The following is a 15133-nucleotide window of genomic DNA, read 5'->3' on the forward strand; positions in this document are numbered from 1 at the left end:
CGGGAGCGCGCGACCGGGTGCGCGGGGCCGCGTGAGGACGCGTGTGCGGGCGACTGCGTTCGCCATGATGGTGGCGTTGCTGGTGTAGGTGTCGGTGCTGGCCGAGCCGGGGCCGAAGATTCCGCGGCGGGATCTGCCGCTGATGACGTCCACGCCGGCGTCCAGATCTGCGTCGAGGTCGGCCGGTGGCCCGAGACGGTCGAGTCTGCCGAACCAGTGGCCGTACGCCCAGGACCCGCCACCGCTGCCCGGCGGCTGGACCTTGGGCGTGGCGGGCAGCGCTACGTCAAGGCCGAGATGCCGGACGGATCGGTGGTCCTCACCGACAGCTCCGGTCGCAAGCACACTTGGACCAAGGCCTCCACCGGCGGTTACAAACCGCCACCCGACCAGGACGGGGTGCTGGCCTTCGACTCCGGCGGGCGGACGGCCCACTGTCTGGAGAAGGCCGACGCCGCGGCGAGCACCTCCGGCGACCCGGCCATCCTGATGCTCTTCACCCTGGGCCTGGTCGCCTGGCCCCTGGCGATGCCCCAGATCAGGCGCATGCTCATCGGCCCCGACCACTCGCTGGACGCGCTCCGCCCCGCCATCACCGACGCCGTCCGCACCCTTGTCCCGTGACCAGCCGTAAAGGCAGAGCCCGCAACGCGACCTGACCGCCTACGAAACGCGCGGTTCTGATGGCGGTGGGCGGTGGGGACGCAGGGTCTGGGTCGCCCGGTCGGCGATCCAGTCGGTGACCTGCCCGTCGACGTCCGTGAGCCGGACCGTCATGCGCCGCCATGGGCCGGGTGAACGCCGAGTGCTACGTGGCGGGCGTCCCGGGCTGGAGGTCGTAAGCTCGCTGGACGAGTGCGGGACGGCTCCGGTCACCCGTGAGGGGTCGGTCCCAGACCTGCTCCATCTGCCGACGCGTGGTGTCCTGCATGTCGGCGGGAACCACGTTCCGGTACCGGTCGATCTCTCCGGTGACGACCCCGACGGTCACCTCGATCACCGGCTCGGGATCGAACTGCTCGTGCGGAAACGCCAGTTCGGCGTAGTCGAAGACGCGCTCCGCCGGATCGTCGGTCCACGACGTCCAGCACTCGAACATGCGGTCGTTGAAGCCGGTCAGGAACGGCCCCGGATTCACCGTGGCGACCTGGACGCCGAACTCCCTGAGTTCGGTGTGAAGGGCGTCGGCGAACGCTTCCAGAGCGTGTTTGGACCCGGAGTACGCCCCGGTGAAGGGATCGACCGTCAGTCCCGCGACCGAGGACATGAACACGATCCGCCCGCCCCCCCGGCGCACCATCGCACGGGCGAACCCCTGCGTCAGGGCAATGGGACCGAAGACGTTCACCTCGAACTGACGACGGACACGATCCAGCGGGATGTCCACCACCGCGCCGCCCTCGGAGATCCCCGCGTTGTTCAGCAGGACATCGACCTTCCACCCCCACGCCCGACGACGGTCGGCCGGGTCGGTGACGTCCAGCTTCTCCACCCGAAGGCCGCCGACCCCGGCCCGCTCGGCCTCCGCCCGAAGCGCGGCGACCTGGGCCACGATCTCCACACCGGCGATCACCGGAACCCCTCGGCCGGCCAGCCGCAGCGCGATCTCCTTCCCGAAGCCCGTTCCGGCCCCTGTCACCAGCACGGTCCCTGTCACCTCGTGCCCTCCCCTCGACACGAGGGTCTCTCGCCCCCGGCAACGCCCCCGAAACCGCACAGACAACAACCAGACTCAACCTTCGCCAAAGGCACATCCTCCTGGGCGGCATGCCCCGCGTCCGGCGCGTGGATCAGGCCCCGGCCCGTCGAACGCCGTCCCGGTATGGGCGTGGTCTTGAGCAGATGTCTCAGCGCACCAAGGGATATTTCGCAATGATTTTCCGGTGCCGGGCGAGCGGTTCGGAACGTATTAACACGTGCGGGTCGCGCGCGGTGTGGACGGCTGTTCACCAGTGCGGCGGGGACGGACCGTTCCGGCACTTCTAATTGTCTTCCTTGCTATTTGAAATTATATACACCGTTGTCAAAATACGTGTTCGACGGCTAGCTTCGCCCTGTCGTCAAGCCCACAGGAAAAGGAGCGGACCGCGATGAAGTCGTCTTGGTTGGTCGAACGGCGGGTGAGCGTGCAGGGCGTCTCGGCCCTGTACTTCGACGTGGGGGAGGGTCCGGTCGTGCTGTTCGTGCACGGCAACGCGACCAGCGCGCGTGACTGGGAACGGCTGGCGCGCGACCTGTCCTCCACGTCGTCCCGCGCGGTCGTTTCCCGACGCCGAAGTACAGCGGTGAGGGCCGGGCGTGCAGGGAGCGGACCGGGACGACGAACCGCAGCCCGTCGGTGGAGGCGACCATCCCGCCGCCCCAGTCGGCGGTGATGCCGATCCCGGCCTGCGAGTCCACCAGCACCGCCGACCCCGCCCCGATGCCCTCGCCGTGGAAGTGGCCCTTCTCCACCCCGATCAGGCGATGCTCGGTCAGGGCGGCGACGTCCGGCTTGGCCACCGGGGTCAGCCCGATGTTGCACGAGCGGGCGACCAGCACCGCGGCCAGGGACAGGTCCAGGTCCTCGCGGCGGGCCTGCGACCCCGACAGGTGCGGCATCGCGTCCAGGAACCCGGTGAGGGCGTTGACCTCCAGCAGCAGCTCCGGGTAGTCGATGCGGGGCAGCATCGCCGCGACCGCGTCGTGAACGGCCTGGAAGCCCTCCGGCGGCGGGGCGGCCTCCAGCCGGGCCAGCGACAGCCTCCCATCGGAGATACGGGCCGTGTCGTTGGTGGCTACCCCCGCGCCGACCCGCTTGAACGCGGTGTCGAGAACGTCGGCGAGGTCGGCCAGGTGCTCACGCGGGTCGGCCGGCAGGCCGAGCGCCCGCAGCACCGTGTCCCGCTCGGACACCCACAACCGAGGCTCGATCAGCCGCACCCGGGGATCACCCCACTTGTCGGCCCTCACCGCGTACACGTCCCGCCGCCGCAGCGCCTCGTGCAACTGCTCCAGCACGCAGAACACGAACGCCGGGCGGTCGATCAGCGGCGCCACAAGCCTCGGGTTGTCGAACACCAGCCGCCGCCACGACCCGGTCACCAGATCCTCCAGCCCCCCGGTGCCCAGCGCCATCGCGTGCCCGCGCACGGTGCCCAGCGCATCGGACAGTTCCTTGCCCTTCAGTCCCGCCTTACCGCCGACCTTGACGCCGTCGACGTGTTCCAGCCACCCTGCCGCGCCCGGCCCCAGCACCCACACAACCCCAGGCCCAGCACCACGCCGGCCGCCACCAGCAGCCCGCCCAGCGCACGCCGCCGGTCCCTCACCCGCAGATACCCCCGACGGGGGTACATCCGATGCATCTGCGCCCGCTGTTCGGCCCACACCCGGGACCCCTTACGCCGCTGGACACGCCGCAGGGCCCTCTGGTCACGCCACGCGCCGCGCATCCCGCTCTCCGCCCTCCGCCGCCGTCCCCGGTGATGCTTCCAGCCGGTTTGAGCCGGTGCGGCCGGTACGCGTTCCCGGCATACCGGCAACCACCACGGCCGGGATCTCGGCAAGCGATCGTTATCGCGAACCAGGCGGAACGGGCGGGATCGGGCGCCTCCACTTGCTGGGTGGCCGAGTCAGCCGCTGTTGGCGACGTCAGAACCGGTCACGGCCGGGCGCTCGACATGCCGCTGGAACGCGGCGTGGACGGATTCCGCATCGACGTCGCCCACGGCATCACCAAGGACCCCGCCGACACCCGCCCCGACGACGACGGTCATGTCGCGGTGCGGCAGCACGTCCAGCAGCCCGGTCGAACGAGGGAACGCGGCGGCGGCGATGGCGTCGATGATCCGAGCCGGCCAGAACGACGCTCCGGTGTTCGACGGCGGGTGGAACCCGTCGAGCCACGGCAGCCTGCGGTCCAGGGACGGGAAGGCGGGGAAGGTGTCGGCGTTCGGGGTGATCGGCCAGCGGCGGCCCCGTTCCAGCACGACGTTGGCGATTCCGGCCTCGGCGAGCCGGAAGGCGGTGACGCTGCCGTCCACCCCCGACCCGATGATCACGACCCGGTGGCGTTCCTCGCGTTCGGCGGCGTCCGACTCCACAGGTGACTCGTCGGTCATGTCTCCTCCTGGGGTGCGCGCTCAGGTGTGGATGTAGATTCCGGGGGAGTGCCCGGCGGGATCCAGATCAACACCACTCACACCATCGAGGCCGAGGGCATCGCCCAGCCGATCGCCGTGACCGAGTCCCTCGCCCGCGTCGTGGAGAGGACTTCCCCACCGTGAGGCCGAGCCGCGATCGTGACGGGTGGGAGTCCGTGGTCGCCGTCGCCGGATGTGGCTCGACCTTCGCTCGAACGATCCCGGACGAATCCTTTGGTCAGGTGGTCTCTTGCGCCGAACACCGGGAGGGCTCGGGGAACAGGGCCTGGTGACCGGCCGCTTCACCGCCGCGATCGACGGGCTCGGCGTCACCGCCCTCGGCAGCATCCACGCCCTGGAACGCATCGCCCGCGACTCCCTGCCCGACCACGCCCCCGTGATCCGTCCTGACCGCCTACCTGCGCGAGCACACCCACGACTCCGACGCCCACACCATCATCCCCGCCGACGACACCGAACGGCCTATCCGACCGCGCACCCGCTTGCGTCCCGACCTGCAGGCCGCCCTCACCGTCCTCGTCCGACGCGCCCACGAAGACGACCTCGACCCCCTGGACCTGTCCGACGCGGACCTGACCGGCGTGTCCCTGAGGGGCGCGCACCTGCGCGGCGCCCGCCTGAGCGGCGCGACCCTGACCGGCGCGGACCTGTGCGAGGCGGACCTGTGCGAGGCGGACCTGATGGAGGCGACCCTGACGGGCGCGGACCTGACCAGCGCGGACCTGACCGCAACGAACTTGAGGTATGCGGACCTGACCGACGCGAACCTGGCGGCCGTGACCTGGACCGAGCGCACCTGGTGGCCGGAGCGCATGGCAGAGCGCGTCCAAGCCCTGTCGCAGGAGATCCGTTCCGTAGGGAGGAGGGCGTGGAGGGTGCCCCCGCCCGAGAACGGGGAGTGTGTCGTGGTGAGCACGACGGACCAGGCGCCCGGCTGACGGACCAGGGCCTGCAGAGCATCGCGGCCTCACTCGGGTTTGGCTCGCGATAAGGGGCCGAGGTGTCGGCGGCGCAGAGCATGCCCGGCGGTCTCGGATTCGATCGGATCCGAGACGTTGCGCAGGGTCTGTGTGGCGAGCGGGTTGGTGCAGGTCGGCCGGTCTCATAACTGGTGTCCGGTGCGGAGTTGGGCGAGGTGCCAGCTTGGGTGTGGTCCGGGTGCGGTCGGGGTGGGTGGTGGAGAGGGGTGGGGCCCGGAGCCGTGGTGTGGTTCCGGGCCTTGGGTGAGGTGCTTGTAGGCGTGACTGGTTGGGACGAGACGTCGATCAACGCTTTCCGAGGAGGGCACGGGGTATGACGAGCATCTCTGCGAGAAGTCGCGGTAGGCGGCCTGGAGCGCGTTCCTTGGCGTGACATTCCGCGTCGATGCAGGTGGGCGGGGGAGGCAGGAATCTTCGGGTTCTTTCGCCCGGCTCTTGAGGGGTGACCGACCGCGTCGGCTGGGTGGGCTTGATCGGTCAGCGGGTGCGTTGGGTGATGAGGACTTCCAGGCCGTCGAGGAGGCGTTGGAGGCCGAACTCTCGGCTTCTGTCCGGGGTCGGGTCTGCGGCGGATGCGATGGCGGCGCTCAGCGCGGGAAAGCGGTCGGCGGCGTGGTCGGGCAGGGTGCTGAGGTCGGGCTGCCGCTGTGTGGTCCATGGCTGAGTTCCGGCCGATGCGGTCGATCGGGTGTTGCGGACGTGGCCGCTGAGCAGGAGGACCGCGTCCATCTGCTCGCTTCCGCTCAGCCCGGTCCCGACGAGGGCGGCGACCGCGATCTCCGTCCAGCCGATCTCTTTCGGGCCCATGACCCGCTCGCCGGTGGTGGCGCCGGGCAGCCACGGGTGGCGGTCCCAGGTCTCCCAGAGATGTTGGGCCCAGTGTTGGAGCCTGCCGCGCCAGCCGCCTGGGACCGCGCTCAGATCGGGCGGCTCCCCCACGGCTTCCTCGATCATGACGGCGATCAGTTCGGCCTTCCCTCTGACGTAGCGGTACAGCGCCATCTTGGTGAAGCCGAGTTCGCCGGCGACCCGCTGCATGGACAGGGCGGTGAGCCCCTCGGCGTCGGCGATGTCCATCGCGGCCTTGGCGATGTCCTCGATGGTGAACGCGGGCCTGGGCCCTCGGCTCGGCGATGGTCGCACTCCCCAAAGCAGCTCCACGGTGCTGTCCAATCGAGCCTCCAGAGATGCCTTGCCGCCGGGCTTAAACTGTGTCTAGCATACACAGCGTCCGACGGACACTGTTTTTTGGATCGTCACCAGCTACGAGGGGACCACCATGGTTGAGAACACCGACCAGCAGCGCAAGGTCATCGCTGACGCCGTCGTCTCCATGGACGGCTACACCAGCACAGGCCCCGAGGACGACATGAGCTGGGCCATGGCCCACATCGGCAGCGAGCAGAGCGAGCTCATGTACGAGGGGATCTGGCGCGGGGTGAGCACGGCGGTCGTCGGCCGCGTCAACTGGGAGGGCTTCACCTCAGTGTGGCCCGGCCTGACCAGCGACCCGAGCAGTTCGGCGCGGACCCGCGACCTGGGCAACTGGCTCGCCACGGTCGAGAAGGTGGTCATCTCCACCACCCTGCAGCAAGCCGACCTGGACAAGACGGAATGGACCAACGCCCGAGTCTCCCGCGACCTCGAAGCCGAGGTACGCGCTCTCAAGGCCGCGCCGGGCCGCGACATTCTCGTCATCAACAGCGCCAGCATCATCAAGGCGCTGCTCAAGGCCGACCTGATCGATGAGCTCCATATGACCGTGGTCCCGGCGACCCTCGGCGGCGGGGTGCGCCTGCTACCCGACGGCCTGGCGTCGACATGGCGGCTTTCCCACGCCACCGCCATCCCCGCGACGGGCGCCATCGCCCTGTGCTACCGCCGTCCCTGAGTCGGCGTCGCCGAAGAGATGGCCCCAGAACCGGGAACGTGCGACCAGCCAAGACGGCTCCACGTGATCTCGGGGGCTGTGTGCTCGCAGAAATGACCGTTTCTGCGAGGCCCGTGATCACGGGCTGGGCGGGGACGTTCGCCCAGGTCGCGTTTCGCATCCTGGTGCCCGCGCTGCGCCGGCTCCTGGAGGTGCCGGTCCCGGCAGGGCGGCGGCCGAGTGGGATGCGGGCGGTCTCCTGCTGCTTATTCTGCTCGACCGTGGTGTCGGGCAATCCGGCGGCGGTCAGGGCCTCGCTTTCGGTCGGGCCGGGGGCCAGGGCGTTCACGCGGAGGCCGTGGCTGGCCGGTTCCACCGCCCAGCCACGGGTGAGCTGTTCCAGTGCTGCCTTGCCGTGAGAGACCTGCCCGGCGAGGGTGCCGCATCGCACCGACCACCTTCAAACGGTGGCTCGCCACCCAGCGAGCCTGAACAGTCGATTGCAGAAGAACGAGGATCTCATCGTGCGTCGGGCGGTGCCGCCCGATACCTGCGGGGGAGGGGCGAACGTACCTGCAGGGGAGGGGTGAACGGTGATCCACTTCCGCCGGGGGAAGCGGCAGGAATCACCGGATCGTCATTGTTCGAGGACGAGATGAACCGCCCTCCGGGCGCGCTGCAATCGGCTCGTTCCGGGGGCTTCGGATGACCACCGCGCTCGCCACCGCGACGCTCCGAGCGGGCCCACCCCGACACAAGGGATCGACCATGACCGCTCTGACCGATTCGACAGTGACCACCGGGCGGCTGCGTACCGCGTGGAGCGCGGTCCACACCCCGGTGGCAGGGGTTCCGCGCTGGGCGCGGATCGCCGCCTTCGCCGTCCCGTTCGTCGTGCTGCCGTCCAGCCTCTGGCGGCTTTGGGCAGCGTTCGAAGACCAGGTCGGGTTGGGGGAATGGGCCTACGTCGTCTTCTTGTCGGTCCTGTCGGAGTTGGTGGCGTTCACCGCCGTTGGGCTGGTCGCTACCTGGGGTGAGCGGTTCCCGCGCTGGTTTCCCGGACTGCGCGGACGCAGAGTGCCGACGCGGGCCGCCGTCATTCCCGCGGCCCTCGGCACCGTGGTGCTGACGGTCATGTGGACTGCCGCCTGGGTCACCGACTTCGCCGGAGTCACCCTGCGAGGTGAACCGACCCCCGACGACTTCCCCTCCCAGGCGGGCGGCTGGGAGGCCGCGATCTACCACCTCTGCTACCTCCCACTCCTGCTGTGGGGGCCACTGCTCGCCACCGCGACCTACGCCTACCACCGCCGCCGCAACCACTGACCGCACAACAACGCGACGGTCGATTCAAGTGGCTATGACGGTGAGAACGAGAGCCAGATGTCGGTCTCGTTGAGGGCCACATGCTGATCTTCATCGTTCGCGGATGTCGCCGAGTCGCGGAACGGGGCCGGAGCTTCCCAGCGGGCTCCTCGACGACGCGCCGGTCCGGACCATCCTCCGCCAGTGTGGAGCCCGTGCCCGAGCTGCATCAACGCGGCCGACTGGTCCGCATCGGCGAGGAGAGCAGCGGCCGGCCTTGGCGAGCCGGCACCCCAAGGGCGTGGCTCTGGTTCTCGCTGACACAGCCAATTCAAGTGATCCCGTCGAACCACGGTCTCTGGAGCACCTCATGACCGGCCTCATCGAAGCACCTCCTTGGCCCGACCGGCTGCGAACCGCCTGGAGGGCCGCACACACACTCCGGTGGCCGGGGTTCCCCGCTGGGCGCGGATCGCCGCCCTGACCATCCCGTTCACGGTGCTGCCGACGTGCCTCTGGCGGATCGCGGCCGTCGCCTTCCTCACGGAGGGGAACCCATCGGGCGATCGCCTGGTCCCCCGGATGCCCTATCCCGAGCGGCACCACATCAGGGCAGGCAGTCCGATCCTGTTCCAATGGTGAAAGATGACATGGAGTGCGATCACCGCGCGTATCTTTCGTGTGAGCTCGCGCAGGGTTGGGAGCGTTCTGCCGATGTCCTCGAACGCGGTGAGCCAATCAGGGCCAATGAGGTCTGGGCGGGCTTGGCCGAGGAGGTGGCGAACGTCGGGGGTGAAGGACGTCACACCAGAGACTGGGCCGCTGTGCGCGATCTCGACGCGGGCAACACCGCGTTCATGCGGCCTGCCCGTGCGCGCCGAGGGTCGTCAGCCGCCGCGCCCTGGGCCGGTTGACCCAGGACCGGCCCCGAAGGGGCCGGACGCTCCTTCGAGCCCGCCACCACCGCCCTGGCCGCCCGACTCGCCGGCCGCCCTGGCAATGCCGCCCAGGTCGCCGCTGTGCTGGGCCGGGTCCTCGCCCAGCCGGACACTACGCTCACACCCCCTGTCTTCACCTCATCGAAGTCCGCGCCCTAGACAAGGTCGGGTCGCGGTGGACGCCGCCCGAACGCCGCTGAATCCCAGGGCCTCAACGAGTGTCGACACAGGCGGAGTGTTTCTTCGTCAGGCGGGGTGTGAGGTGTCGCCGTAGGTTTCGGCGACCCACTCGGGGGTGAGCGAGAACTTCTCGCGGAATGCCTGTGGGGAGATGGCGTGGTTCAGGGCCTCCTGAAGGAGGGCGGCCAGGTTGTAGGAGGGAACGGCTTGGCGGGAGCGTTCCAACGCCATCTGGGCGAGGGCGCCGTCGCCGTCCATGTAGGCGGTGTAGGCCAGCAGCGCCGCCGGCGCCGCGGTGTACTCCCCGACGGTGCGGCGGGTCATGTCGCGCCAGAACCGCAGTTGCTGGTCCTGGTCGTGCTCGGCGATCCGTGCCCATGCCTCATCCCGCACGCGCAGATGGTTCAACACGACCGACAGCCGAGCCACCTGCCGATCGGTGAGCCGCGCGCCGCTGCCGAGCAGGGAACGCACCATCGGCAGGCCCTCGATCACCAGCAGCGGCGGGCTGCCGCCATCGCGGAGCAACTCGGCCTCGGCCCGTTCGGTCTCGGCCTGCATCCGCTCCCGGTCCCGTCCGCCCATGGGTGCGAGGGTGGCGGCCATCTCCCGGCGGCTGCCGTAGGCGACCCGGCCCGCGTAGGCGGCGGTGGCGGCGATCGTGGTGGAGGCGATGTCGTACGGGGTGCCGTCCGCAGGACAGCAGCGATGGTCGATGCAGGTCAGCGACCACCACCGTCCGTCGTTGACGCGCAGGACCTCCTTGACGGTGAGGATGTCGGCCAGCGCGTCCTGGACCTCGGTCAACAGGGGGACCGTCCGGTCCTCGGAGCCGTAGCCGAGCAGGATCACCGCCTCGGCGGCGGTGCCGACCATGAACGCCCGCAGACGCCGGATCAGATCGCCGTGGTGGTCACGGGTGATCAGGTCGAGGCGGATGCCGAAGCTGCCCTGGCTGTTCCAGCCAACGACGACCAGGGAGTCTTCGGGGTGAAAGCCGAGCATGTAGGGAACGGTGGCGACGGCGTCGGCGGCACTGGCAATGGTGATCTTGATCGGCTCGTTCACGATGACGTCCCTTTCAAGTCGAGGAGCGCGCAACGATCGCGGCCGCGGCTCAGGACCGCGGCCCCTGCGCTGCGCCGCTGGGGGCCGGGAGAGCGGGACGGCCCTGGGGGAGGAGGCGATGACGCCGGTGAGGATCTGGTGGGTCTGGACGGGGGCCTGGTCGGGCGGCGGCGATCGCGGTGCCTGGACCCGGGTCCGTCTGCGCCCTGTCCCGGCGGGCAGACGACCACGACGCGCGCAGACGGGAACGCCGGCCGGGCGGTCTCCGGAACGCCCCCAGATGTTGCCGACGAAGGAGGACAACATCTGGGGGCGTTCCGGAGATGAGCTCGCTCAAGCCCGGTGGCGGGCACGGCCGGCGCGGCGTAGGCTGCCCAGCCGGGATCAAGGACGCAGACAGGACACGTCCGGCGCAGGCGGCATCACCTGTCAGAAGGCCGGCCCAGAGGGTGACCCTTTGGGCGTCAGGTGACTCTGATCGTCGACCGACTCCAAGTGCCCTTGCCGGGCCTCGGCCCCACACGGCGACGTACACGGCCGGAGCCAGGGTGCACGACTTCCGGCCGCCTCAGACCGCCACAGCCCGACGTCGACCTCCGCACAGAGCTGTGCGGTGTCCGGAACTCCGTTGAACCGGCCCCACCGGCCGCGCCGCTCCTCGGTGAGGAGGTTGACCGGCACCCCGAACCCCGCGAGACAAGGCCGTGCAACACGGCCGCTTCCGGCAGGATTCTGGCAGGACGAGATCGCTTGAACGCTTGATGGCGCCCGGTCAGGCGTCGCTGGTCACCGGTCGTGACTCATGGGGAGGTGGGGACGCGACTTGTGGGGTGGTCGCGGTCACCTGAAGTGTTTGGGCGGGTCATCGGCCCCTTCCGACGATCGCGGTCATTTGCCCGCCTTCGTCGAATGTGAGCGGGGCAAGGCCCTGGCCGCCGGGGTGTTTGGGCATCCGGGAGAACCCGCGCAGGTCGTGCCGCTCGAGTCGGGGGATGTGGTGCCGACGGGAACCGGCCCGGGTGCGGCGTTCGGCCGCGGGGCCCTCCTTCGCCCACCGTGCCGGTTCGGGCGGTCGCGGGGGGGTGTCGAGGCCCTCAACCCTTATTGCGACTATGTCGCAGGTGCCATGACATGTCAGTATGTGGGTGTAGGCGACGGCGGAACGAGGAAGCCGGTGGAAGTCCGGCGCGGTCCCGCCACTGTGATCGGTGAGCGACTCCCGACATGGCCACTGCCCGAGCAGCGGGTGGGAAGGCCGGGGGAAGCGTCGACCCGAGAGCCAGGAGACTCACGCGGTCGCCTCCTCGATGAGGCTGGGGCGGATTTCCCCAGGGAGCAGAGGATGCGTCGGCATGCCCGAAAAGAGGGGTGGCCCGGTGCCGTGCAGGGTCACGGTGTGCCGGGACTGCTGCTGTGGCAGCGCCAAGGTGACCGGTATCGACCATGACGAGCAGGTCGCGTTCCTGCGCGGGCGGGTTCCGGTGCGGGTGTCGGCGTGCCTGGACGTGTGCGCTCAGGCCAACGTGATCGTGGTGCAGCCGTCGACCGAGGGCCGTGCGGCGGGGGCCCGGCCGGTCTGGCTCGGCCTGGTCAACGACTCGGCGGGCACCGAGGACGTCGCGGACTGGGTGCGCGCCGGCGGCCCCGGCGTCGCTCCGATGCCCGGCGTCTTGGACCTGTACGTCTTCGCCCCGCCCCGTCGCCCCACGACCGGCCGGTCTCGCGGTCGATGACCATCCACCCCGTGAGAGGACTTCACTTCATGACGGGCAGACGCTCGCCGTTCCTGCTGCTGACCCTTGCTCTGGCCCTGCTCGTTCCAGCCTGTGGGGATGCCTCTGACGCTTCCGGCGGAACGGGGGCGACCGCCAAGGGGTTCCCCGTGACGATCGAGAACTGCGGAGTGACGACGACCTACCGGCGTCCGCCGCAGCGTGCGGTGACGCTCAACCAGCACGCGACGGAGATCGCGCTGGCGCTCGGGCTGCGGGGGTCGATGGTCGGCACCGGCTACCTCGACGACCGTGTCCTCCCGGAGCTGCGGACCGCCTTCGACCGGGTCAAGGTGCTGTCCAAGGAGTACCCCTCCTTCGAGACGCTGCTGTCGGTGGAGCCCGACCTCGTGTACGGCGGGTGGAAGAGCGCGTTCGAGGAGAAGGAGGGCCGCAGCCGCGCGGCCCTGAAGAAGGCCGGGATCGACTCTCACCTCAACATCGAGGAATGCCCGTCGGGGCCGGTGACCATGGCCACGGTCGAGGAGGAGATCCGCACGATCGCCGAGATCTTCGGGGTGCCCGACCGGGCCGAGCGGCGGATCGCCTCCCTGCGCACCGTTCTGAGCGGGGTCGAGGGCAGGATCGGCGATGTCACGCCGGTCAAGGTCGCCGTCTATGACAGCGGCGACAAGACCGTCTTCACCGCGGGCGGGTCGGGCATCGGCAACGAGATGATCCGGCTGGCTGGCGGGACCAACCTGTTCTCCGACGTGAAGGGCGCCTACGGGGACGTGTCGTTCGAGCAGTTGGCCGAGCGGGCACCCGAGGTGATCGTCATCTACGACTACGGGGATCGGTCCGCCGAGGACAAGAAGCGGTTCCTGCTGTCCCATCCCGCGCTCAAGGACGTTCCCGCCATTCGGGACCGGCGGTTCGCGGTGCTGCCGCTGTCGTCCACGGTGACCGGCATCCGGGTGGCCGACGCGGTGGCGTCGCTCGCCCGGCGGTTGCACCCGGACCGCTTCGCGTGACGGGCGTCGCCGAAGCGCGCCCGACCGGGACCGGCGTGGGGGCCGCCGCGCCGACGCGCCGGCATCGGGTCCCGTACGCGTTGGTGCTCGTGCTCCTGGGGGTGCTGGTCGCGGTGGCGGCGACCGCCGGGATCGCGGCGGGTTCGGTCGCGGTCCCGGCCGGTGAGGTGTGGGGCATCATGGCGCACCGGGTGCATCCGGCGCTGGCCGACCCGACCTGGACGCCGGTCCGCGAGACGATCGTCATCGACGTGCGGCTGCCCCGGGTGCTGCTGTGCGCCGTGGTCGGCGCGGGGCTGTCGGTGTGCGGGACGGCGTTGCAGGCGCTGGTGCGCAACCCGCTGGCCGACCCGATGCTGCTGGGCGTCTCCTCCGGCGCGACGGTCGGGGCCGTGCTGGTCGTGGTGTCCGGCCTGAGCGTCTTCGGCAGGTTCTCCCTGTCGCTGGCCGCGTTCTGCGGTGCGCTCGCCGCCCTCGTCGCGGTCTACCTGCTGGCGCGATCGGGCGGGCGGATGACCACGGTGCGGCTGGTGCTGGCGGGGGTGGCCACGGCCGAGGTGCTGTCGGCTGTCGCGAGCTACCTGGTCGTGACCTCCGACGATCCGCACGCGGCCGACTCCGCGCTGCGCTGGATGCTCGGCGGCATGGGCGGCACCACGTGGGAGGTGCTGTGGATCCCGGCCGCCGCCGTGCTCGCGGGGACGGCCGTGCTGCTGGGCGTGTGCCGTTCGCTGAACCTGCTGCTGGCGGGGGAGGAGGCCGCCGGTGCGCTGGGGCTGGACGTGCATCGGTTCCGGGCGGTGATGTTCACGGTGGTGGCCCTGATGATCGGGACGATGGTCGCGGTCAGCGGCGCGATCGGGTTCGTCGGGTTGATCATGCCGCACATCGTGCGGCTGCTGGTGGGGGCGGACCACCGTCGTGCGCTGCCCGCCGTCGCGCTGCTGGGGGCGGCGTTCATGATCCTCGCCGACCTGGCCGCCCGTACCCTGATCAGCCCTGAGGAGATCCCCGTGGGCATCCTGACCGCCCTGGTCGGCGGGCCGTTCTTCCTGTGGCTCATGCGACGCCGGGCGGCCTCATGACCCCCGCCGACCAGCCCGCCGCGCTGCGCTTCGAGGACGTCTCGGTCGTCGTCGGAGGCCGGACCTTGGTGGACGGGGTGTCCCTGGAGGTGACGCCGGGCGAGGTGATGGGCCTGGCCGGGCCCAACGGCGCGGGCAAGTCCACGCTGCTGCGCACCTGCTACCGCGCCCTGCGGCCCACGTCGGGGCGGGTCCTGCTGGACGGCGAGGACGTGTGGCGGACACCCGGCAAACGCCTGGCCCGTCGGCTGGCCGCCGTTCTGCAGGAGAGCACCGGCGACTTCGAGCTCACCGTGTACGACGTGGTCGCGATGGGGCGCACCCCGCACAAACGGCCCTTCGCGGGCGACGACGCCACCGACCGCGACATCGTCACCGAATCGCTGGGTCGGCTCGACGTCGCCCATCTGACCCGGGCGCCCTTCGATCGGCTGTCGGGCGGCGAGAAGCAGCGGGTCCTCATCGCCCGCGCGCTCGCCCAGCGGACCGGGACGATCGTCCTCGACGAGCCCACCAATCACCTGGACCTGCGCCACCGGCTCGACGCCCTGCACCTGGTGCGCGGGCTCGGCGTCACCGCCGTCATCGCCCTGCACGACCTCGACCTCGCGGCGGCGTTCTGCGACCGCATCTGCGTCATGGACGCGGGACGCACGGTCGCCCTCGGAACACCCGCGCAGGTGCTGACCGCCGACCTGCTGGCCGACGTCTACCGCGTCGACGCCGAGGTCACCGAGCACCCCCGCACCGGCGTCCCCCGGATCACCGTTCTCCCCGGGCGGCGTGGAGCGGAGTTCTCGGCGTGACCTCCCTCCT

General features: G+C 70.4%; 14 protein-coding genes, 1 pseudogene and 1 riboswitch. Of the genes and pseudogenes, 9 read left to right on the top strand and 6 right to left on the bottom strand.

What is annotated here, in order from left to right; genetic code table 11:
- The first annotated feature begins 216 nt into the window (after window positions 1-216).
- Entirely contained in the window at window positions 217-624 is a 408-nt protein-coding gene (locus tag DFJ69_RS30660; protein WP_147312516.1) for a hypothetical protein, read from the top strand.
- Window positions 625-808: 184 nt separating this feature from the next.
- Here the strand turns inward: DFJ69_RS30660 and DFJ69_RS30665 are convergent, their stop codons facing one another.
- The 3 genes from DFJ69_RS30665 to DFJ69_RS35890 form a co-directional block, all read right to left on the bottom strand.
- A complete protein-coding gene (locus DFJ69_RS30665; RefSeq protein WP_116025810.1) occupies window positions 809-1657 on the bottom strand; it encodes an SDR family oxidoreductase in 849 nt (282 codons plus the stop codon).
- A 386-nt stretch (window positions 1658-2043) separates the two neighbouring features.
- Entirely contained in the window at window positions 2044-3237 is a 1194-nt protein-coding gene (locus tag DFJ69_RS30670; protein ID WP_147312517.1) for a Tn3 family transposase, read from the bottom strand.
- 377 nt (window positions 3238-3614) lie between these two features.
- Complete coding sequence (locus tag DFJ69_RS35890; protein ID WP_116025812.1) at window positions 3615-4103, bottom strand: FAD-dependent monooxygenase; 489 nt, start codon at window positions 4101-4103, stop codon at window positions 3615-3617.
- Between the two features lie 524 nt (window positions 4104-4627).
- On the opposite strand from DFJ69_RS35890, the gene DFJ69_RS30680 reads away from it, so the two are divergent.
- Window positions 4628-5083 (top strand): pentapeptide repeat-containing protein, encoded by a 456-nt coding sequence (locus DFJ69_RS30680; RefSeq protein ID WP_245974641.1) that lies wholly within the window; start codon window positions 4628-4630, stop codon window positions 5081-5083.
- A gap of 519 nt (window positions 5084-5602) precedes the next feature.
- Here DFJ69_RS30680 and DFJ69_RS30685 read toward each other — a convergent pair.
- Window positions 5603-6298, bottom strand: coding sequence for a TetR/AcrR family transcriptional regulator (locus tag DFJ69_RS30685; protein ID WP_245974642.1), 696 nt, complete (start codon window positions 6296-6298; stop codon window positions 5603-5605).
- A 106-nt stretch (window positions 6299-6404) separates the two neighbouring features.
- On the opposite strand from DFJ69_RS30685, the gene DFJ69_RS30690 reads away from it, so the two are divergent.
- Window positions 6405-7016, top strand: a complete 612-nt coding sequence (locus tag DFJ69_RS30690) for a dihydrofolate reductase family protein (protein WP_116025814.1) — start codon at window positions 6405-6407, stop codon at window positions 7014-7016.
- A gap of 223 nt (window positions 7017-7239) precedes the next feature.
- On the opposite strand, the pseudogene DFJ69_RS36285 reads toward DFJ69_RS30690, so the two are convergent.
- A pseudogene (locus tag DFJ69_RS36285) lies at window positions 7240-7446 on the bottom strand (SDR family oxidoreductase); the annotation flags it as partial.
- 317 nt (window positions 7447-7763) lie between these two features.
- Here DFJ69_RS36285 and DFJ69_RS30700 point away from each other — a divergent pair.
- Both DFJ69_RS30700 and DFJ69_RS34650 read left to right on the top strand, forming a co-directional pair.
- Window positions 7764-8321 (top strand): hypothetical protein, encoded by a 558-nt coding sequence (locus DFJ69_RS30700; protein WP_116025815.1) that lies wholly within the window; start codon window positions 7764-7766, stop codon window positions 8319-8321.
- 423 nt (window positions 8322-8744) lie between these two features.
- On the top strand, window positions 8745-8942 hold the full coding sequence (locus tag DFJ69_RS34650; RefSeq protein WP_170177864.1) for a hypothetical protein: 198 nt from the start codon (window positions 8745-8747) through the stop codon (window positions 8940-8942).
- A 542-nt stretch (window positions 8943-9484) separates the two neighbouring features.
- Here the strand turns inward: DFJ69_RS34650 and DFJ69_RS30710 are convergent.
- Window positions 9485-10486, bottom strand: coding sequence for a DUF4192 domain-containing protein (locus tag DFJ69_RS30710; RefSeq protein ID WP_170177865.1), 1002 nt, complete (start codon window positions 10484-10486; stop codon window positions 9485-9487).
- A 1102-nt stretch (window positions 10487-11588) separates the two neighbouring features.
- Window positions 11589-11792: riboswitch (cobalamin riboswitch) on the top strand.
- A gap of 46 nt (window positions 11793-11838) precedes the next feature.
- Here DFJ69_RS30710 and DFJ69_RS30715 point away from each other — a divergent pair.
- The 4 genes from DFJ69_RS30715 to DFJ69_RS30730 are packed head-to-tail and all read left to right on the top strand — an operon-like array spanning window position 11839 to window position 15123.
- Entirely contained in the window at window positions 11839-12219 is a 381-nt protein-coding gene (locus DFJ69_RS30715) for a (2Fe-2S) ferredoxin domain-containing protein (RefSeq protein ID WP_116025817.1), read from the top strand.
- Window positions 12220-12248: 29 nt separating this feature from the next.
- Entirely contained in the window at window positions 12249-13232 is a 984-nt protein-coding gene (locus DFJ69_RS30720) for an ABC transporter substrate-binding protein (protein ID WP_116025818.1), read from the top strand.
- Window positions 13229-14317, top strand: coding sequence for a FecCD family ABC transporter permease (locus DFJ69_RS30725; RefSeq protein ID WP_245974643.1), 1089 nt, complete (start codon window positions 13229-13231; stop codon window positions 14315-14317). The genes DFJ69_RS30720 and DFJ69_RS30725 overlap by 4 nt, the downstream gene beginning before the upstream one ends.
- Window positions 14314-15123: an ABC transporter ATP-binding protein gene (locus tag DFJ69_RS30730; RefSeq protein WP_116025819.1), complete on the top strand. Its 810-nt coding sequence runs from the start codon at window positions 14314-14316 to the stop codon at window positions 15121-15123. Before DFJ69_RS30725 ends, DFJ69_RS30730 begins: the two co-directional genes overlap by 4 nt.
- Window positions 15124-15133: the final 10 nt, after the last annotated feature.

The sequence above is a fragment of the Thermomonospora umbrina genome (genome assembly GCF_003386555.1).
Lineage (GTDB): Bacteria > Actinomycetota > Actinomycetes > Streptosporangiales > Streptosporangiaceae > Thermomonospora > Thermomonospora umbrina.

Coding starts and splice junctions, on each gene's coding strand:
- DFJ69_RS35890 (WP_116025812.1), bottom strand. CDS start 4,103: ATGACCGACGAGTCACCTGTGGAGTCGGACGCCGCCGAACGCGAGGAA.
- DFJ69_RS30690 (WP_116025814.1), top strand. CDS start 6,405: ATGGTTGAGAACACCGACCAGCAGCGCAAGGTCATCGCTGACGCCGTC.
- DFJ69_RS30700 (WP_116025815.1), top strand. CDS start 7,764: ATGACCGCTCTGACCGATTCGACAGTGACCACCGGGCGGCTGCGTACC.
- DFJ69_RS30715 (WP_116025817.1), top strand. CDS start 11,839: ATGCCCGAAAAGAGGGGTGGCCCGGTGCCGTGCAGGGTCACGGTGTGC.
- DFJ69_RS30720 (WP_116025818.1), top strand. CDS start 12,249: ATGACGGGCAGACGCTCGCCGTTCCTGCTGCTGACCCTTGCTCTGGCC.
- DFJ69_RS30730 (WP_116025819.1), top strand. CDS start 14,314: ATGACCCCCGCCGACCAGCCCGCCGCGCTGCGCTTCGAGGACGTCTCG.